This window comes from Blastococcus sp. SYSU DS1021, from assembly GCF_054050995.1.
Genome location: NZ_JBJHAL010000037.1, coordinates 15,812 through 32,150, shown reverse-complemented (window position 1 = coordinate 32,150; position 16,339 = coordinate 15,812). Strand labels below are relative to the sequence as shown.

At 74.4% G+C, this 16,339-nt stretch carries 14 protein-coding genes; 9 read left to right on the top strand and 5 right to left on the bottom strand.

Features of this window, described 5'->3' with window-relative positions:
• On the top strand, nucleotides 1–767 hold a 767-nt coding region (locus ACI8AP_RS20145; protein ID WP_456591149.1), incomplete at its 5' end, for an LGFP repeat-containing protein.
• Between the two features lie 58 nt (nucleotides 768–825).
• Here the strand turns inward: ACI8AP_RS20145 and ACI8AP_RS20140 are convergent.
• The 5 genes from ACI8AP_RS20140 to ACI8AP_RS20120 all read right to left on the bottom strand — a co-directional run bounded on the left by ACI8AP_RS20140 (nucleotide 826) and on the right by ACI8AP_RS20120 (nucleotide 6,558).
• Complete coding sequence (locus ACI8AP_RS20140; RefSeq protein WP_456591148.1) at nucleotides 826–2,586, bottom strand: acetyl/propionyl/methylcrotonyl-CoA carboxylase subunit alpha; 1,761 nt, start codon at nucleotides 2,584–2,586, stop codon at nucleotides 826–828.
• Nucleotides 2,587–2,680: 94 nt separating this feature from the next.
• The gene (locus ACI8AP_RS20135) at nucleotides 2,681–3,964 is read right to left on the bottom strand and encodes a hypothetical protein (protein WP_456591147.1); all 1,284 of its coding nucleotides are present in this window, start codon (nucleotides 3,962–3,964) and stop codon (nucleotides 2,681–2,683) included.
• Between the two features lie 82 nt (nucleotides 3,965–4,046).
• On the bottom strand, nucleotides 4,047–4,655 hold the full coding sequence (locus tag ACI8AP_RS20130) for a Maf family protein (protein ID WP_456591146.1): 609 nt from the start codon (nucleotides 4,653–4,655) through the stop codon (nucleotides 4,047–4,049).
• Nucleotides 4,652–4,933 (bottom strand): acyl-CoA carboxylase subunit epsilon, encoded by a 282-nt coding sequence (locus ACI8AP_RS20125; RefSeq protein ID WP_456591145.1) that lies wholly within the window; start codon nucleotides 4,931–4,933, stop codon nucleotides 4,652–4,654. Before ACI8AP_RS20125 ends, ACI8AP_RS20130 begins: the two co-directional genes overlap by 4 nt.
• The gene (locus ACI8AP_RS20120; RefSeq protein WP_456591144.1) at nucleotides 4,930–6,558 is read right to left on the bottom strand and encodes an acyl-CoA carboxylase subunit beta; all 1,629 of its coding nucleotides are present in this window, start codon (nucleotides 6,556–6,558) and stop codon (nucleotides 4,930–4,932) included. Before ACI8AP_RS20120 ends, ACI8AP_RS20125 begins: the two co-directional genes overlap by 4 nt.
• Nucleotides 6,559–6,743: 185 nt before the next feature.
• On the opposite strand from ACI8AP_RS20120, the gene ACI8AP_RS20115 reads away from it, so the two are divergent.
• The 8 genes from ACI8AP_RS20115 to ACI8AP_RS20080 all read left to right on the top strand — a co-directional run bounded on the left by ACI8AP_RS20115 (nucleotide 6,744) and on the right by ACI8AP_RS20080 (nucleotide 16,281).
• A complete protein-coding gene (locus tag ACI8AP_RS20115) occupies nucleotides 6,744–7,586 on the top strand; it encodes a biotin--[acetyl-CoA-carboxylase] ligase (protein ID WP_456591143.1) in 843 nt (280 codons plus the stop codon).
• Nucleotides 7,587–7,699: 113 nt separating this feature from the next.
• Entirely contained in the window at nucleotides 7,700–8,275 is a 576-nt protein-coding gene (locus tag ACI8AP_RS20110) for a PH domain-containing protein (protein ID WP_456591142.1), read from the top strand.
• Between the two features lie 76 nt (nucleotides 8,276–8,351).
• Nucleotides 8,352–9,500 (top strand): exonuclease SbcCD subunit D, encoded by a 1,149-nt coding sequence (locus ACI8AP_RS20105; RefSeq protein ID WP_456591141.1) that lies wholly within the window; start codon nucleotides 8,352–8,354, stop codon nucleotides 9,498–9,500.
• Nucleotides 9,497–12,457 carry an AAA family ATPase gene (locus ACI8AP_RS20100; protein ID WP_456591140.1) on the top strand — a complete coding sequence of 987 codons (2,961 nt, stop codon included), beginning with the start codon at nucleotides 9,497–9,499 and terminating at the stop codon, nucleotides 12,455–12,457. Before ACI8AP_RS20105 ends, ACI8AP_RS20100 begins: the two co-directional genes overlap by 4 nt.
• A 211-nt stretch (nucleotides 12,458–12,668) precedes the next feature.
• Complete coding sequence (locus tag ACI8AP_RS20095) at nucleotides 12,669–13,304, top strand: class I SAM-dependent methyltransferase (RefSeq protein WP_456591139.1); 636 nt, start codon at nucleotides 12,669–12,671, stop codon at nucleotides 13,302–13,304.
• A gap of 71 nt (nucleotides 13,305–13,375) precedes the next feature.
• Nucleotides 13,376–14,587 carry a 5-(carboxyamino)imidazole ribonucleotide synthase gene (locus ACI8AP_RS20090; protein WP_456591138.1) on the top strand — a complete coding sequence of 404 codons (1,212 nt, stop codon included), beginning with the start codon at nucleotides 13,376–13,378 and terminating at the stop codon, nucleotides 14,585–14,587.
• Between the two features lie 10 nt (nucleotides 14,588–14,597).
• A complete protein-coding gene (purE, locus tag ACI8AP_RS20085; protein WP_456591137.1) occupies nucleotides 14,598–15,104 on the top strand; it encodes a 5-(carboxyamino)imidazole ribonucleotide mutase in 507 nt (168 codons plus the stop codon).
• Between the two features lie 22 nt (nucleotides 15,105–15,126).
• On the top strand, nucleotides 15,127–16,281 hold the full coding sequence (locus ACI8AP_RS20080) for an acyl-CoA dehydrogenase family protein (protein WP_456591136.1): 1,155 nt from the start codon (nucleotides 15,127–15,129) through the stop codon (nucleotides 16,279–16,281).
• Nucleotides 16,282–16,339: the final 58 nt, after the last annotated feature.

Below are 16,339 nucleotides of genomic sequence, written 5' to 3'. Positions count from 1 at the left end.
GGCGCTACGGCTATCCGGTGGCCGATGCCCGCTGTGGGCTGCGCGACGGTGGGTGTCTGCAGCACTTCCAGGGTGGGTCGATCTACTGGACGCCGTTCGCCGGTGCCCGGGCGATCGACGGTGACATTCGCACGCGGTGGGGGCAGCTGGGCTGGGAGCTGGGGTACTACGGCTATCCGGTGGCCGATGCCCGCTGTGGGCTGCGCGACGGTGGGTGTCTGCAGCACTTCCAGGGTGGGTCGATCTACTGGACGCCGTTCGCCGGTGCCCGGGCGATCGACGGTGACATTCGCACGCGGTGGGGGCAGCTGGGCTGGGAGCTGGGGTACTACGGCTATCCGGTGGCCGATGCCCGCTGTGGGCTGCGCAACGGTGGGTGCCTGCAGCACTTCCAGGGTGGGTCGATCTACTGGACGCCGTTCGCCGGTGCCCGGGCGATCGACGGTGACATTCGCACGCGGTGGGGGCAGCTGGGCTGGGAGCTGGGGTACTACGGCTATCCGGTGGCCGATGCCCGCTGTGGGCTGCGCAACGGTGGGTGCCTGCAGCACTTCCAGGGTGGGTCGATCTACTGGACGCCGTTCACCGGGGCCCAGGCCATCGACGGAGCCATCCGCGCCCGGTGGGGACAGCTGGGCTGGGAGAACGGGTACCTCGGCTACCCGGTCGCCCCGGCGGTCCGCGCGCCCGACGGCGACGCATCGCAGCGGTTCCAGGGCGGGACCCTGCACTGGTCGATGCGGACCGGGCAGGTGCGCGCCTCCTGAGCCGGACGTGCTCGGGGCCCGTCACCAGCTGGTGACGGGCCCCGATCGACGCGCGGTCCTACTCGGCGTCGGCGATGGTGCAGATGACCGCGCCGCTGGTGACCGAGGCGCCCACCTCCGCCGCCAGGCCGGAGATCGAGCCGGCCTTGTGCGCCGTGATCGGCTGCTCCATCTTCATCGCCTCGAGGACGACGACCAGGTCACCGGCCTCGACGGTGGCGCCGTCCTCGACGGCGACCTTGACGATGGTGCCCTGCATCGGCGAGGTGAGGGAGTCACCGGAGGCCGCGGCACCGCCGCCCCCGCCGCCGCGCTTGCGGGGCTTGGCCGCCGCGCCGGGCGCCGCGCCGCCACCGCCGGCGGCGAGCCCGGCGGGCAGGGAGACCTCGAGGCGGCGGCCGCCGACCTCCACGACGACGGTCTGCCGCGGCGCCTCCTCGTCCTGCCCGGCCGGGGCGGCGTCGTAGGGCGGGACCTGGTTGTCCCACTCGGTCTCGATCCAGCGGGTGTGCACCGTGAACGGCTCGCTGGTGAACGCCTTGTCGCGCACCACGGCCCGGTGGAACGGGATGACCGTGGGCATGCCCTCGACCACCAGCTCGTCCAGCGCGCGGCGGGCCCGCTGCAGGGCCTCCTCGCGGGTGGCGCCGGTGACGATCAGCTTGGCCAGCATCGAGTCGAACGCGCCGGCGACCTCGCCGCCGGTCTCGACGCCGGAGTCCCAGCGCACACCGGGGCCCTGCGGGATCTCCAGCCGGTTCACCGGGCCCGGGGCCGGCATGAAGTTGCGGCCGGCGTCCTCGGCGTTGATCCGGAACTCGATGCTGTGACCCCGCGGCTCGGGGTCCTCGGTGATCTCCAGCGGCAGGCCCTCGGCGATGCGGAACTGCTGGCGCACCAGGTCGATGCCGCTGGTCTCCTCGGAGACCGGGTGCTCCACCTGCAGGCGGGTGTTGACCTCGAGGAACGAGATCGAGCCGTCGGCGCCGACCAGGTACTCCACGGTGCCGGCACCGTGGTAGCCGGCCTCCTTGCAGATCGCCTTCGCCGAGGAGTGGATGCGGGCGCGCTGGTCGTCGGTGAGGAACGGCGCGGGCGCCTCCTCGACCAGCTTCTGGTTGCGCCGCTGCAGCGAGCAGTCGCGGGTGCCGACGACGATCACGTTGCCGTGGGTGTCGGCGAGCACCTGTGCCTCGACGTGCCGGGGCTTGTCCAGGAATCGCTCGACGAAGCACTCGCCGCGGCCGAAGGCGGCGACCGCCTCGCGAACCGCCGAGTCGAACAGCTCCGGGATCTCCTCCATCGTGCGGGCGACCTTCAGCCCGCGGCCACCACCACCGAAGGCCGCCTTGATGGCGACCGGGAGGCCGTGCGCTTGCGCGAAGGCCACGACCTCGTCGGCGCCCCCGACCGGGTCCTTGGTCCCGGGCACCAGCGGGGCGCCGGCCTTGGTGGCGATGTGCCGGGCGGCGACCTTGTCGCCGAGGTCGATGATCGCCTGCGGCGACGGGCCGATCCAGGTCAGCCCCGCGTCGAGGACGGCCTGGGCGAAGTCGGCGTTCTCGGAGAGGAACCCGTAGCCGGGGTGGATCGCGTCGGCGCCGGACTGCCGGGCCGCGTCGAGGATCTTGTCGATCACCAGGTAGGAGTCGCCCGGGGTGGTGCCGCCGAGCGCGAAGGCCTCGTCGGCGACGCGTACGTGCAGCGCGTCGCGGTCGGGCTCGGCGTAGACCGCGACGCTGGTGAGACCCGCGTCCTTGCAGGCGCGGGCCACGCGGACCGCGATCTCGCCACGGTTGGCGATGAGAACCTTCTGCACCGGTGTTCTCCCTCTCGTTCGGACGGCTCGGACTGTAGCCAGCAGGCCGCGTCGCCTCCGCGGCAGGGCTGCAGACGTCCGGTACCGGTACCGGTCAGCTCGCGGTGAGCGACCCGGCGAGGCGGCGCGTCAAGCGCGCCATCCGCTGCGTTCGCTGCCGCACCCGCCGTCGGACCGGGTCCTGCTGTGCGTCGTCCGCGTCGGGGGCGACGGCCGCGGCCACCGGGGGATCCACCGGCTCGGCGGACTCCGGGCCCGTGGCCAGGGCGGGCGCGGTGGTGTCCGGGGCCGTCTCCGGAAGCGCCGCGGCGTCCTCCTCGCCCGGGTCCGGCGCGGCGCCGGTGGTCTCCGGCTCGGGCGCCGAGTGCGTGGGGATGAGCGCGACGATCGCGTCCAGGGCGGCATCGAGGATCTCCTCGGCCGTGGGTGCCGGCGCCTCGGCGGGCCCCGCCGGCGGCACCCGGAGCTCGTCGAGCTCCCCGACCACCTGGCAGCCGGCCGCGAGCAGCTCGTCCACCATCGCGGCGGCGCGGGCGACCACCCACGGCCGGGCGCTCGCGGGCACGGTCAGCGAGCCGGACGACGGGCGCTCGGCCAGGACGTCGACGGCCACGTGGTGGGTGATGCGGGCGGCGTAGGTCGGCCAGTCGATGCCGTAGTCCAGCCGCTCGTTGAGCCGGCGGAGGAGCTCGGCCTCCGCCCGGCCCAGCGACTTGTTGCGCCGTCCGTCCGGCGGGGTGGCGAGGGCAGGGTCGACGCCGACCACCTGGGCGAAGCGCTGCCACAGGGTGGCGGGGTCGGCCCCCCGCGGCGGGACGGTGACCAGGTGCACCTGGGTGGCCGGGAGCTCCGCCCCCCACCGCTCCACGAGCGCCGGGAGGTCCTGGCGGAGCCACAGCGCCCGGCCGTACCAGGTGTCGCTCCAGGCCTCGGACCCCACGGTGGCGAGCCACTCGCCGAAGGGCAGGTAGTGCCGGTTCTTGACGTCCTCCTGCCAGACGGCGGGCAGCTGCCGGGCCAGGTCGCGAGCGGTGACGACCACGTGCACCTCGGCGAAGGAGAGGTCGGCGTGGACCCGCGCGATCGCCTCCGGGGGCAGGTCGCCGAAGAGCTCGTGGGAGATGACCGTGGTGCCCTCGTGCGCCCGCGCGGCCTCGACCAGCCGGTTCCAGGCCCCGTCCAGCGCGGGGTCGACCCAGCCGTTGAAGCCCTCCTGCTTCAGGTCCAGCGTGGCGTGGAAGTGCGCCTCGGGCACGTCGCCCGGGTAGAGGACCCCGGCGTCGGCCAGGGCCGCCCGAGAGTTCCAGAGCAGGTCCTGCAGGTAGGTCGTGCCGGACTTCGGTGTACCGACATGAACGATCACCCGGTGCGCACTCATGGTCACCATGGGTACCTGTCGCCGTCGGTGATCGCCATCCCGGAGTGCCATCCCTTCACACCTGTCACACGCGGCCCGGCCGTCAACGTCGCCAGAGGTCGGTGATGGTCAGCCCCCGCTTTCCCAGCTGGGTGCGCAGCACCGTCAGCGACAGCCCCACGACGGCCGCCGGGTCGCCCTCCACCCGGCGGACGAACGGCGCGCCGAGCCCGTCGAGGGTGAACGCGCCGGCCACCGCGAGCGGCTCACCGGTGGCCAGGTAGGCCTCCACCTCCGGCGGGGTCGGGTCGGCGAAGTAGACGACGGTGGAGGCCACCGCGATGTCCCGGCTCACCACGGACCCGTCCCGGACGTCGAACAGGGCCTGACCGGTGTGCAGGACGCCGGAACGCCCGGCCATCCGCCGCCAGCGGTCGCGGGCTTCGGCGGCGTCGGCCGGCTTGCCCTGCGGCCTCCCGGCGAACTCCAGCAGCGAGTCCGCGCCGATCACCAGTGCGTCGGTCTCCCGCTTGGCGACGTCGGCCGCCTTGGCCGCGGCCAGCAGGGCGACGGTCTCGGCGACCCGGGGGGCGGAGTGCGCCGACTCGTCCACCTCGCTGACGACGACCTCGGGGGCGAGGCCGGCCTGGCGCAGCAGCGACAGCCGGGCCGGTGAGGCCGAGCCCAGGACCAGCCTGCGGTCGGCGCTCATGCCGGGCTCCCGGCCGCGCGCCACCCACCGGGGCCGGCCTGCAGCGGACGGCGGTGGGTGCGCCCGTAGGACGCCCACGCGCCGACCGGCGCGGGAGGCCGGCGGCGGGTGCGGCGCTGTGAGAGAGCGGCCACCACAACGGTGAGGGCGGCGAGTTCCGCGGGCGTCGGCTCACCCTTGACGACGCGCAGCAACGGAGGAAGGACCCCCTGCTCCCCACCACTCGCAGGCTCGCGGCGGGCACCCTGCAGGGGGCCGCCCTCATCGGTCGCCTTCACAGCGGGATGTTCCCGTGCTTCTTGGGCGGCAGCGTCTGGCGCTTGTTGGCCAGCACCCGCAGCGCCTTCGTCACCTGGACGCGGGTGTGCGACGGCGGGATCACGGCGTCCACGTACCCGCGGTCGGCGGCGATGTAGGGGTTGGCGAGCGTGTCCTCGTACTCCGCGATGAGCTCGGCGCGGCGGGCGTCGGGGTCCTCGGCGGCCGCGAGCTCCTTGCGGTAGAGGATCCCGACCGCGCCCTGCGCCCCGACCACGGCGATCTGCGCGGTGGGCCACGCCAGGTTCACGTCGGCGCCCAGGTGCTTGGAGCCCATGACGTCGTAGGCGCCGCCGTAGGCCTTGCGGGTGATGACCGTGACCTTCGGGACGGTGGCCTCCGCGTACGCGTAGATCAGCTTGGCGCCGCGACGGATGATGCCCTCCCACTCCTGCGACGTGCCCGGGAGGAAGCCCGGCACGTCGACGAAGGTGAGCACCGGGATGTTGAAGGCGTCGCAGGTGCGCACGAACCGCGCGGCCTTCTCGCTGGCGTCGATGTCCAGCGTGCCGGCGAACTGGGTGGGCTGGTTGGCCACGACGCCGACCGGTCGGCCCTCGACCCGGCCGAAGCCGATGAGGATGTTCGGCGCGAACAGCGGCTGCACCTCGAGGAACTCGCCGTCGTCGAGCACGTGCTCGATGACCGCGTGCATGTCGTAGGGGGTGTTCGCCGAGTCGGGGATGAAGGTGTCGAGCTCCCGGTCCTCGTCGGTCAGCGCGTCCGGGAGGACGGTCTCGACCGGCGCCATCTCGACGGCCGGCAGCGGGTCGAGGTTGTTGCTCGGCAGGTAGGACAGCAGCGCCTTGACGTAGTCGAGCGCATCGTTCTCGTCCTCGGCCAGGTAGTGCGCGACGCCGGACTTCGTGTTGTGCGTGCGGGCGCCGCCGAGCTCCTCGAGCGTGACGTCCTCACCGGTGACCGTCTTCACCACGTCGGGGCCGGTGATGAACATCTGGCTGGTCTTGTCGACCATGACGACGAAGTCGGTGAGCGCGGGGGAGTAGACGTGCCCGCCCGCGGCCGGGCCCATGACCAGCGAGATCTGCGGGATCACGCCGGAGGCGTGCACGTTCCGCTGGAAGATCTCGCCGTAGAGGCCGAGGGAGACCACGCCCTCCTGGATGCGGGCGCCCCCGCCCTCGTTGATGCCGATGACCGGGCAGCCGTTCTTGATGGCGAAGTCCTGCACCTTGACGATCTTCTCGCCGTAGACCTCGCCGAGGCTGCCGCCGAAGACCGTGACGTCCTGGGAGAAGATCGCCACCGGGCGGCCGTCGACGGTGCCGTACCCGGTGACGACGCCGTCGCCGAACGGGCGCTTGTCGGCCATCCCGAAGTTCGTCGACCGGTGCCGGGCGAACTCGTCGAACTCGGTGAACGAGCCCGGGTCCAGCAGCGCCTCGATCCGCTCGCGGGCGGTCATCTTGCCGGCCGCGTGCTGCTTCTCGACCGCGCGCTCGGAGCCCGCGTGGACGGCCTCCTGCACCCGGCGCTCGAAGTCGGCGAGCTTCCCGGCGGTCGTGTGGATGTCGACGTCGTCGGGGACCTGCTCCCCGGCGCTCTCCAGTTCGGCGGCACTCACGCGTCCTCGTTCTCCTCGCTGGCGCTCGTCGGCCGCCGTGGCGGCGCTGCTGTGCACGGGGCGTGGCCGCGCATGCGGGGCCACGGGATCCGTAGCGTAGGGGAGCCGCTCGCCCCCTTCCTTCCGGAGTCCCGCCCACGGTGCGAGCGCGCACCCCGCGGCGGCGCGTGGCTACCGTCTCCTCCGTGCCCGACACACCTTCCTCGCGCTGGTCGGACCTCGAGCGTCCCGCGCTCGACGCCTCCGCGCTGCAGGCCGCCCTGACCCGCGACACCGCCCTGTGGCGCTCGGTCGAGGTGGTCGACGAGATCGGTTCGACCAATGCCGCGCTGGCCGCCGCGGCCGCGGACGGCGCCCCCGAGGGCACCGTGCTCGTGGCCGAGCACCAGGTCACCGGCCGCGGGCGGCTCGACCGGGTGTGGATGTCGCCGCCGCGCGCCGGCCTGACCGTCTCCTTCCTCCTCCGCCCGGACGTGCCCGCCGCCCGCCGTGGCTGGCTGCCGCTGCTGACCGGGGTGGCGCTGGCGGAGTCGGTGCGGGAGGTGGCCGGCGTGCTCTCGACCGTGAAGTGGCCCAACGACCTGCTCGCCCGGGACGGGCGCAAGCTGGCGGGCATCCTGGCCGAGTCGGTCGGTGGAGCAGGGCAGCCGTCCGGGGTCGTCGTCGGCGTGGGGCTGAACGTGTCGACGTCGGAGGCCGAGCTCCCCGGAACGGGTACGTCGCTGTCGGTCGTCACCGGCGCGACCGTGGACCGCGGCCCGGTGCTGCTGGGCTTCCTGCGGGCCGTCGAGCGGCGCTACCTGGGCTGGCGCGAGGCGCTGGGTGACCCGGTCGTCTCGGGTCTCGCCCGCGACTACCTGTCGTGGTCCTCGACGGTGGGCAGCACGGTCGAGGTGACGATGCCGGATGGGTCCGCGATGGTCGGCACCGCCCGTGCGATCGACTGGGACGGCCGGCTGGTCGTGGACACCCCCGAGGGACAGGTGGAGCTCGCCAGCGGCGACGTCCGGCACGTGCGGCGGGCCTGACCCGGTACGGCATCGCCGCCCCCGGCCCGGCTTCGGCGTCGAGCGCCGTCCGTGCGGACGCGCCGAGGGCGTCGATCGCCGGACCCGGGGCGGATCGGCGGCATCCTGGTGGGGTGCCGTACCCCGACAAGCTCCTCGCCGACGACGAAGAGGTCGTGCGGCACCTGCACCCGCACTGGCTGACGGTCTTCTGGCCGGTCGTGCTCTTCCTGCTCGTCGTCGGGGGCGCGTCGTTCGGTGCCGCGCTGGTCCCGCCCGGCCGGCAGCAGGGGATGATCCGGCTGGCGATCGTGGTGGTGGCGCTCCTCCTGCTGGTGTTCCTCGTGCTCGTGCCCCTGCTGCGCTGGCGGACGACGCACTACGTGGTCACCACCCACCGGCTGCTCTTCCGCGAGGGGATCCTCGCCCGCCGCGGCCGCGATCTCGGGCTCTCCCGGATCACCGACGTCTCCTACCGGCAGACGCTCTGGGAGCGGATCGTCCGATCCGGCACGCTCACCATCGAGACCGCCGGCGACAGCGGCCCCACCGTGCTGCGGCAGATCCCCGACAGCGACGGGGTGCAGCAGCTGCTCAACGTCATGATCGAGGAGGACGCGGAGCGCCGGGCCCGGGAGAACGCCGGGTACGTCCGCGGCGAGGAGGGGTGGCCGCCGCCGGAGGGGTGGCGCTCCACCGAGATCCTCTGACGTCCACCGGATGTGACGGGTCCGTCACGGCGCGCCTCGGCGGTTCTGTCGTACCCCCTCCCTACCTTCTGCGGCTATGCGGCTGCTGCACACCTCCGACTGGCACATCGGCCGCACCCTGCACGGCACCGATCTGCTCGCCGAGCAGGAGGAGGTGCTGAGCGGGCTGGCCGCGGTGGTCGCGCAGGAAGGCGTCGACGTCGTCGTCGTCGCCGGTGACGTCTACGACCGGGCGGTGCCCTCGGCCGACGCCACCGCCGTGCTCGACCGGGTCGTCGGCCGGCTGCTGGCCACCGGGGCCCGCGTGGTGCTCACCCCCGGCAACCACGACTCCGCTCGCCGGCTGGGCACCTTCTCCGGTCTGCTCAGCGCCGCGGGCCTGCACGTGCGAGCGGCGACCCCGCGGCTGGACGAACCGGTGCTGCTGGCCGACGAGCACGGCGAGGTCGCGGTCTACGGCATCCCCTACCTGGAGCCCGAGGTGGCCCGGCACGAGCTCGGCGTCCCCGGCGCCCGTGGGCACGAGGCGGTGCTGCAGGAGGCGATGGACCGCGTGCGCGCCGATCTCTTCCTCCGGCCGGGGGCGCGCTCGGTGGTGCTCGCGCACGCCTTCGTCGGTGGCGGCGTGGCGAGCGACAGCGAGCGGGACATCTGCGTCGGCGGCGTCGACCTGGTGCCGGCGTCGGTCTTCGACGGCGTCGACTACGTCGCGCTCGGCCACCTGCACCGCCCGCAGACGCTCAGCCCACGGGTGCGCTACAGCGGCTCGCCGCTGGCCTACTCCTTCGGCGAGGCCGGGCAGCAGAAGCAGGCCTGGCTGGTCGAGCTCGACGCCGGCGGGCTGGCCGGGGTCCGGGCGGTCCCGCTGCCCACCCCGCGCCCGCTCAGCGTGCTCACCGGCACGCTCGAGGAGCTGCTCGCCGAGCCGGCGCACGAGCCGGTCGAGCAGCACTTCGTCTCCGCTCGGCTGACCGACCCGACGCGACCCGCGGACCCCATGCGCCGCCTGCAGACCCGGTTCCCGCACTGCGTGCACCTGGACTGGACCGGTGCGGGCGCGGTGATCGAGCGCGGCAGCTACCAGGAGCGGATGCGCGGGCGCAGCGCGCTGGAGATCGCCGACGAGTTCGTCAGCGCGGTGCGGGGCGTACCCGCCGGGGCCGCCGAGCGGGAGCTGCTGGCGCGGGCGCTCGGGGCCGCCGACCGCGAGGACGCCGCCCGATGAGGCTGCACCGGCTGTCGCTGACCGCCTTCGGGCCCTTCGCCGGCACCGTCGAGGTCGACCTCGACGAGGTGGGGCGCGACGGGCTGTTCCTGCTGTGGGGCCCGACCGGGGCGGGCAAGACCACGCTGCTGGACGCCGTCGTGTTCGCCCTCTACGGCCGCGTCCCGGGCGCGCGCGGCGAGGAGAAGCGGCTGCGCAGCGACCACGCGGACGCCGCCACGCGGACCGAGGTCAGCTGCGAGCTGACCCTCGGCGACGAGCGGTTGCGCGTCGTCCGGCGGCCGGAGCAGCAACGGCCCAAGAAGCGCGGCGAGGGCTGGGCGACCGAGCAGGCCAAGCTGGTGGTCTCCCGGCTCACCGACGGCGGGTGGGAGCCGGTCAGCACGCGCATCGACGAGGGGTCCGAGCACCTGCGCACGCGGCTCGGGCTCGACGTGCACCAGTTCTGCCAGGTGGTGCTGCTCCCGCAGGGCGACTTCGCGCGGTTCCTGCGCGCCGAGCCGGAGCACCGCACCGAGCTGCTGCGCACGCTGTTCGACGTCGACCGCTTCGCCCGGGCCGAGGAGTGGCTGGCAGAGGAGCGCGCGGCGGCCCGCGCACGCACCGAGGACGCGCGCTACCAGCTGGGCACGCTGCTCGACCGGGTCGCCCAGATAGCCGACGTCGAGGTGCCCGAGGAGCTAGCCCCGGAGCTGGTGGGCGCGGGGGCAGGCGGGGGAGTGCTGCGCTGGGTGGCGGAGGTGCGGGCCACCGCGGCCGGGCGCCTGGCGACGGCCACCGCGCGGGCCGATGCGGCCGCCGCCGAGACGGCCACCGCGGACGCCGAGCTGACGGCCGCCCGCGCGCTGGCGGGACGGCACGACCGGCGCGACCAGGCCACCGCGGAGCTCGCGGCACTGGAGCGGCGGGAGCCGGAGCTCGCGCCGCTGCGGGCCGAGCGCGACGCCGCCCGCCGGGCCGAGCCGTTGCGCGACGTGCTCGCCGCGGCCCGTTCGGCCGGGTGGGCGGCAGAGCGGGCCGCGGACGACCTGGCCGGCGCCGTGGCGGCCTGGCAGCCGGTCGCCGGGGGCCGCCCCGCCGACGGTGTGGTCGCGCGCGAGCTGCGCGACCAGGCCGCCGAGGCGCGCTCACTGCTGCCCGAGGTGGAGCGCGCCCGCGCCCTGGAGCGGTCGATCGCCGCGCTCGACCGGCAGGCCCGCGAGCTGGCCGACCGGTGCCGCGCGGGGGAGGAGGCCGTCGCCGCGCTGCCGGGGCTGCTGGCCGAGCAGGAGCAGGAGGTGGTGGCGGCGCGGTCGGCCGCCGCGGAGCTGCCGGGCCTGCGCGCCGCCCTGGAGTCCGCGGAGGCGGCTCTCGCCGCGGGACGAGCGGCCGGGGAGCTGGACCGCACGCTGCGGTCGCTGCGCGAGGACGTCGCCCGGGCGCGGGACGCCCGCGCCGACGCCCGGGAACGGTGGCTGGACCTGCGCGCCCGGCGACTGGACGGGATGGCCGCCGAGCTCGCCGCCGGGCTCATCGACGGCGCCGACTGCCCGGTCTGCGGCTCCACCGAGCACCCTCGGCCGGCGGAGCCGGGCGGCGAACGGGTCACCGCGGCCGACGAGGACGCCGCGCGGGCGCTCGCGGATGCAGCCGAGGCCGCGTTCACCGGGGCCGCCGGCCGGCTGGAGGCCGTCGAGCGCGAGCTCGCCGGCCTGCGGGCGCGGGCCGGGGAACTGCCGGTGGACGAGCAGGCCGCGCGCGTCGCGGAACTGGCGGCGGCCGAGCGCGTCGCGGCCGGGCTGGCCGCCGGGCTCCCGCCGGCCGAGGCGCGCCTCCAGCGGCTCCTCGATCAGCGCGAGGAGGCGGCCGGGCGGCTCGCCGTCGACCGCGAGGAGCTCCGGGCCCGCACCGCCGAGCGCGACGCGCTGACGACCGGCCTCGCCGAGCTGGGCAGCCGGCTGGACGCAGCCCGCGGCGGCGACGCCGACCTGGCCGCCCGGGTCGCCCGGCTGTCGGCCGCCGCGGAGGCGTGCGAGGCGGTGGTGGCCGCCGAGGTCGAGGAGCTGCGTGCCCGCGCGGAGGCCGAGTCGGCCCGCCGGACGGCGGAGGAGCGCGCCGGGGCCGCAGGTTTCCGCGACGTCCAGGCCGCGGCGGCGGCCCTCGCCGGCGCGGGCCGTCTGGCGCAGCTGGACCGGCAGCTCGACGAGCACGACCAGCGCGTCGCCGTGCTGCGCGCCCAGCTGGCCGCCCCGGAGCTCGCCGACCTCCCCGACCGGCCCGATCTCGCCGCCCTCGAGGACCGCTGCGCGGGAGGCACCCGCCGGCGGGAGGAGGCCGTGGCCGCGCTCGAGCAGGCGCGCCGCTGCAGCAGTGCGCTCGACGACCTGGTCGGGAAGGTGAGCGCGGCGGAGCTGACGCTGGCCGAGCTGCGCGCCTGGGCCGACCAGGTCACCGGGCTGGCCGACCTGACCCACGGCCGCGGGGCGAACACCCGGAAGATGCGGCTGCAGTCGTTCGTGCTCGCCGCGCGCCTCGAGCAGGTGGCCGAGGTGGCCAGCCGGCGGCTGCTGGACATGTCGGGGGGCCGGTACACGTTCCTGCACAGCGACGCGCAGGGGCGGCACGGCGCTCGCGGTGGGCTGGGGCTGGACGTGTTCGACGAGTACACCGGCGCCCGCCGTCCCACCAAGACGCTCTCGGGCGGGGAGAGCTTCATGGCCTCGCTGGCGCTGGCGCTGGGGCTCGCCGACGTCGTCACCGCGGAGACCGGCGGCGTCCGGATCGACACCCTGTTCGTGGACGAGGGGTTCGGCACCCTCGACGCGCAGGCCCTGGACGCGGTGATGACGGTGCTCGACGAACTCCGCCGGGGCGGACGCACGGTGGGCGTCATCAGCCACCTGGAGGAGCTGCGCACCCGCATCCCGACCAGGCTCGAGGTGATCGCCGGCCGGAACGGTTCCCGCCTGGCCGGCTGACCGGTGCGATCACGCAGAGTAGACAAGTCGACACGCAGACGGTCGAAATGATGACCAACGGGTGTCCGGTGACGTAACGTTCGGGGTATCCGCGGTGACGAAGACCTTCCACCCGGTGTCCGGAGGGTGAGGCCAGGGAGTGCCACGCCTCTCGCCCGCCGTACCCGATCTCGCGGGTGGCGGCTCCAGAGCTGATGCGGAGAGTGCACCGATGCGCAACGACCACTGGCAGTCCTTCTACAGCGGCCCGGCGTCGGAGCGGGTCCCCCTGGAGGAGTCGACCTTCGCCCGCTGGGTCACCGAGCGCATGAACGGTCAGCCGCCGATCGTGGACGTCGGCACCGGTACCGCCCGGGATGCCCGCTTCTTCGGCATGAAGGACCACGAGGTCGTCGGGGTCGACTACTCCGCCGCCGCCGTGGAGACCGCCACCCGGCGGTCCGAGGAGGAAGGCTGGGGCGCGCGATTCCAGGTCGTCGACCTGTCCGACGAGCGGTCGATCGCCGGTTTCGCCGACGGCCTCGACTGGAGCCGCGGGTGGAACCTCTACGCACGCTTCCTGGTGCACGCCATCACCGACGACGCCCGCGCCAACCTCTGGACGCTCCTGGTCCAGGTCGTCTCGGCCGGCGGACAGGGGTGGCTGGAGTTCCGCACCGACAAGGACGCGGCCGCCGAGAAGGTCTTCGGGGAGCACTACCGGCAGTACCTCCCGGTGGCCCAGGTGGCCGATGAGCTGGCCGACCGCGGCCTGCGGGTGCTCGAGCAGGTCGAGAGTCAGGGACTGGCCCCGCACAAGGGCGAGGACCCGTGGGTCGCTCGCCTGCGGGTCGGCTCCGCCGCCTGACCGATCGCCGCCCGGTCCCGGCGGGCCACGCCCGGTAGCCCGCCGGGGCTCTCCGGATAGCCTTCGGAACCGTGCCTGCCGCCTTGGATCCGCGTACCGGTCTGCCCGTGGTCGCCGTCGTCGGCGGAGGGCAGCTGGCCAGGATGACCCAGCAGGCGGCGATCGCGCTCGGCCAGTCGCTGCGGGTGCTGTCCGCCGGCCCGGCCGAGTCCGCGGCGCTGGTGGCCGCGGACGTCCGGATCGGTGACCACCGTGACCTGGGTGACCTGCGGGCGCTCGCCGACGGCGCCACGGTGGTCACCTTCGACCACGAGCACGTGCCCACCGAGCACCTGCGCACGCTGGTCGAGGAGGGCACCCGCGTCGCTCCCGGCCCGGAGGCGCTGGTGCACGCGCAGGACAAGCTGGTGCTGCGCCGCGCGCTCGCGGAGGCGGGGGAGCCGCAGCCGGCCTGGGCCGAGGTCCGCTCCGCCGCTGACGTCGCCGCCTTCGCCGCGGCGCACGGCTGGCCGGTCGTGCTCAAGACCCCCCGCGGCGGGTACGACGGCAAGGGCGTCTTCGTCGTCGGGGACGCCGGAGCCGCCGACGAGCTGCTGGACCGGCACGGCACCCTGCTCGCCGAGCAGCGGGTGGCCATGGTGCGGGAACTGTCGGCACAGGTGGCCCGCTCGCCGTTCGGGCAGGTGGCGGTGTGGCCGGTGGTGCAGACCGTCCAGCGCGACGGCGTCTGCGCCGAGGTGTACGCCCCCGCCCCCGGGCTCTCCGACGAGTTGGCCACCGCGGCCCAAGAACTCGCGGTGCGCATCGCCGACCGGCTCGGCGTCGTCGGCATGCTCGCGGTCGAGCTGTTCGAGACCGCCGAGGGGGTCCTGGTCAACGAGCTGGCCATGCGCCCGCACAACTCGGGGCACTGGACCATCGAGGGCGCCCGCACCAGCCAGTTCGAGCAGCACCTGCGCGCCGTCCTGGACTACCCGCTGGGCTCGACGGAGATGGTCGCCCCGGTCGCGGTGATGGCCAACGTGCTCGGCGGTGCCGCCGCGGCGGAGGGCTGGTCGGGGCCGGCGCTGGACGAGCGGATCCACCACCTCATGGCGCACTGGCCCGACGTGAAGCTGCACTGGTACGGCAAGACGCAGCGACCGGGCCGCAAGCTCGGCCACGTGACCGCGCTCGGGGCCGACCTCGAGGAGGTGCGGGCGCGGGCGGTGGCTGCCGCCCGCTACCTCGCCGACGGCGTGGTCGACCCGGCCTTCGCCTTCGCGCACGACCACGAGCACTGAGGAGCAGGGCATGAGCGACCCCGTCGTCGGCATCGTGATGGGCAGCGACTCGGACTGGCCGATGATGCAGCCGGCCGCCGAGGCGCTCGCGGAGTTCGACGTTCCGTGGGAGGCCCACGTGCTCTCCGCGCACCGCACGCCCCGGCGGATGCTCGACTACGCCGAGCAGGCCGCCGGGCGTGGGCTACGGGTGATCGTCGCCGGCGCCGGCGGTGCGGCGCACCTGCCGGGGATGGTCGCCGCGGCCACGCCGCTGCCGGTCATCGGCGTGCCCCGCCCGCTCGACCGGCTCGACGGACTGGACAGCCTCCTGTCGATCGTGCAGATGCCGGCGGGCGTGCCGGTGGCGACCGTCGGCATCGGGGGAGGCCGCAACGCCGGGCTGCTGGCGGTGCGCATCCTGGCCGCGAGCGACGCGGAGCTGCGCGGCCGGGTCGAGCGGTTCCAGGCCGATCTCGCCGAGCGCGTTGTCGCGCGGGACCTCACCCTCCAGGAGCGCCTCGCTACCGGCGGGTAGTCGGACGTCCTACGATCGGGTCGTGGGTACCGACAGCGGGCTGTACGCGTTGACCGAGGAGCACGAGGCGATCCGCGAGGCGGTGCGTGACATCGCCGAGCGGGAGATCGCGCCGTACGCGGCCGAGGTGGACGCCGACTCCCGGTACCCCATCGAGGCGCAGAAGGCCCTGACGGCCGCCGGCTTCCACGCCACCCACATCCCCGAGGAGTACGGCGGCGAGGGTGCGGACGCGATCGCGACCTGCATCGTGATCGAGGAGGTCGCCCGGGTCGACGTCAGCGCCTCGCTGATCCCCGCGGTCAACAAGCTCGGCTCGATGCCGATCATCCTGTCCGGGTCCGAGGACGTGAAGCAGAAGGTGCTGCCCTCGATCGCCTCGGGCGAGGCGATGATCAGCTACGGCCTCTCCGAGCGGGAGGCCGGCTCCGACGCCGCCGCGATGAAGACCCGCGCCCGCCTCGACGGCGACTCCTGGGTGCTCAACGGCACCAAGGCGTGGATAACCAACTCCGGCATCTCCGAGTGGTACACGGTCATGGCCGTCACCGACCCGGATAAGGGTGCCAACGGCATCTCCGCCTTCGCGGTGCACCGCGACGACCCGGGCTTCGCCGTCGGCCCGAAGGAACGGAAGATGGGCATCAAGGGCTCGCCGACCTGCGAGCTCTACTTCACCGACTGCACCATCCCGGCCGACCGGATCATCGGCGCGCCCGGTACCGGCTTCAAGACCGCGCTGCGGACGCTGGACTTCACCCGGCCGACCATCGGCGCGCAGGCCGTCGGCGTCGCCCAAGGCGCGCTCGATGCCTCCGTGACCTACGTCAAGGAGCGCAAGCAGTTCGGCAAGAACATCGGGGAGTTCCAGGGCGTGCAGTTCATGCTCGCCGACATGGAGATGAAGATCGAGGCGGCCCGGCACCTGGTCTACGTCGCCGCCGCCGCGGGGGAGCAGGGGCGGCCCGACGTCACCCGCGTCTCGGCCTCGGCCAAGGCGTTCGCCTCCGACGTCGCCATGCAGGTGACCACCGACGCCGTCCAGCTCTTCGGCGGTGCCGGCTACACCCAGGACTTCCCGGTCGAGCGGATGATGCGCGACGCGAAGATCACCCAGATCTACGAGGGCACCAACCAGGTGCAGCGCATGGTGATCGCCCGGAGCCTGCTGAGGTAGCCACCGCGAGGCCCCGGCTGCCCGGGCCCTCACCGGCCGGTCCTCGACGCGGGGAGCG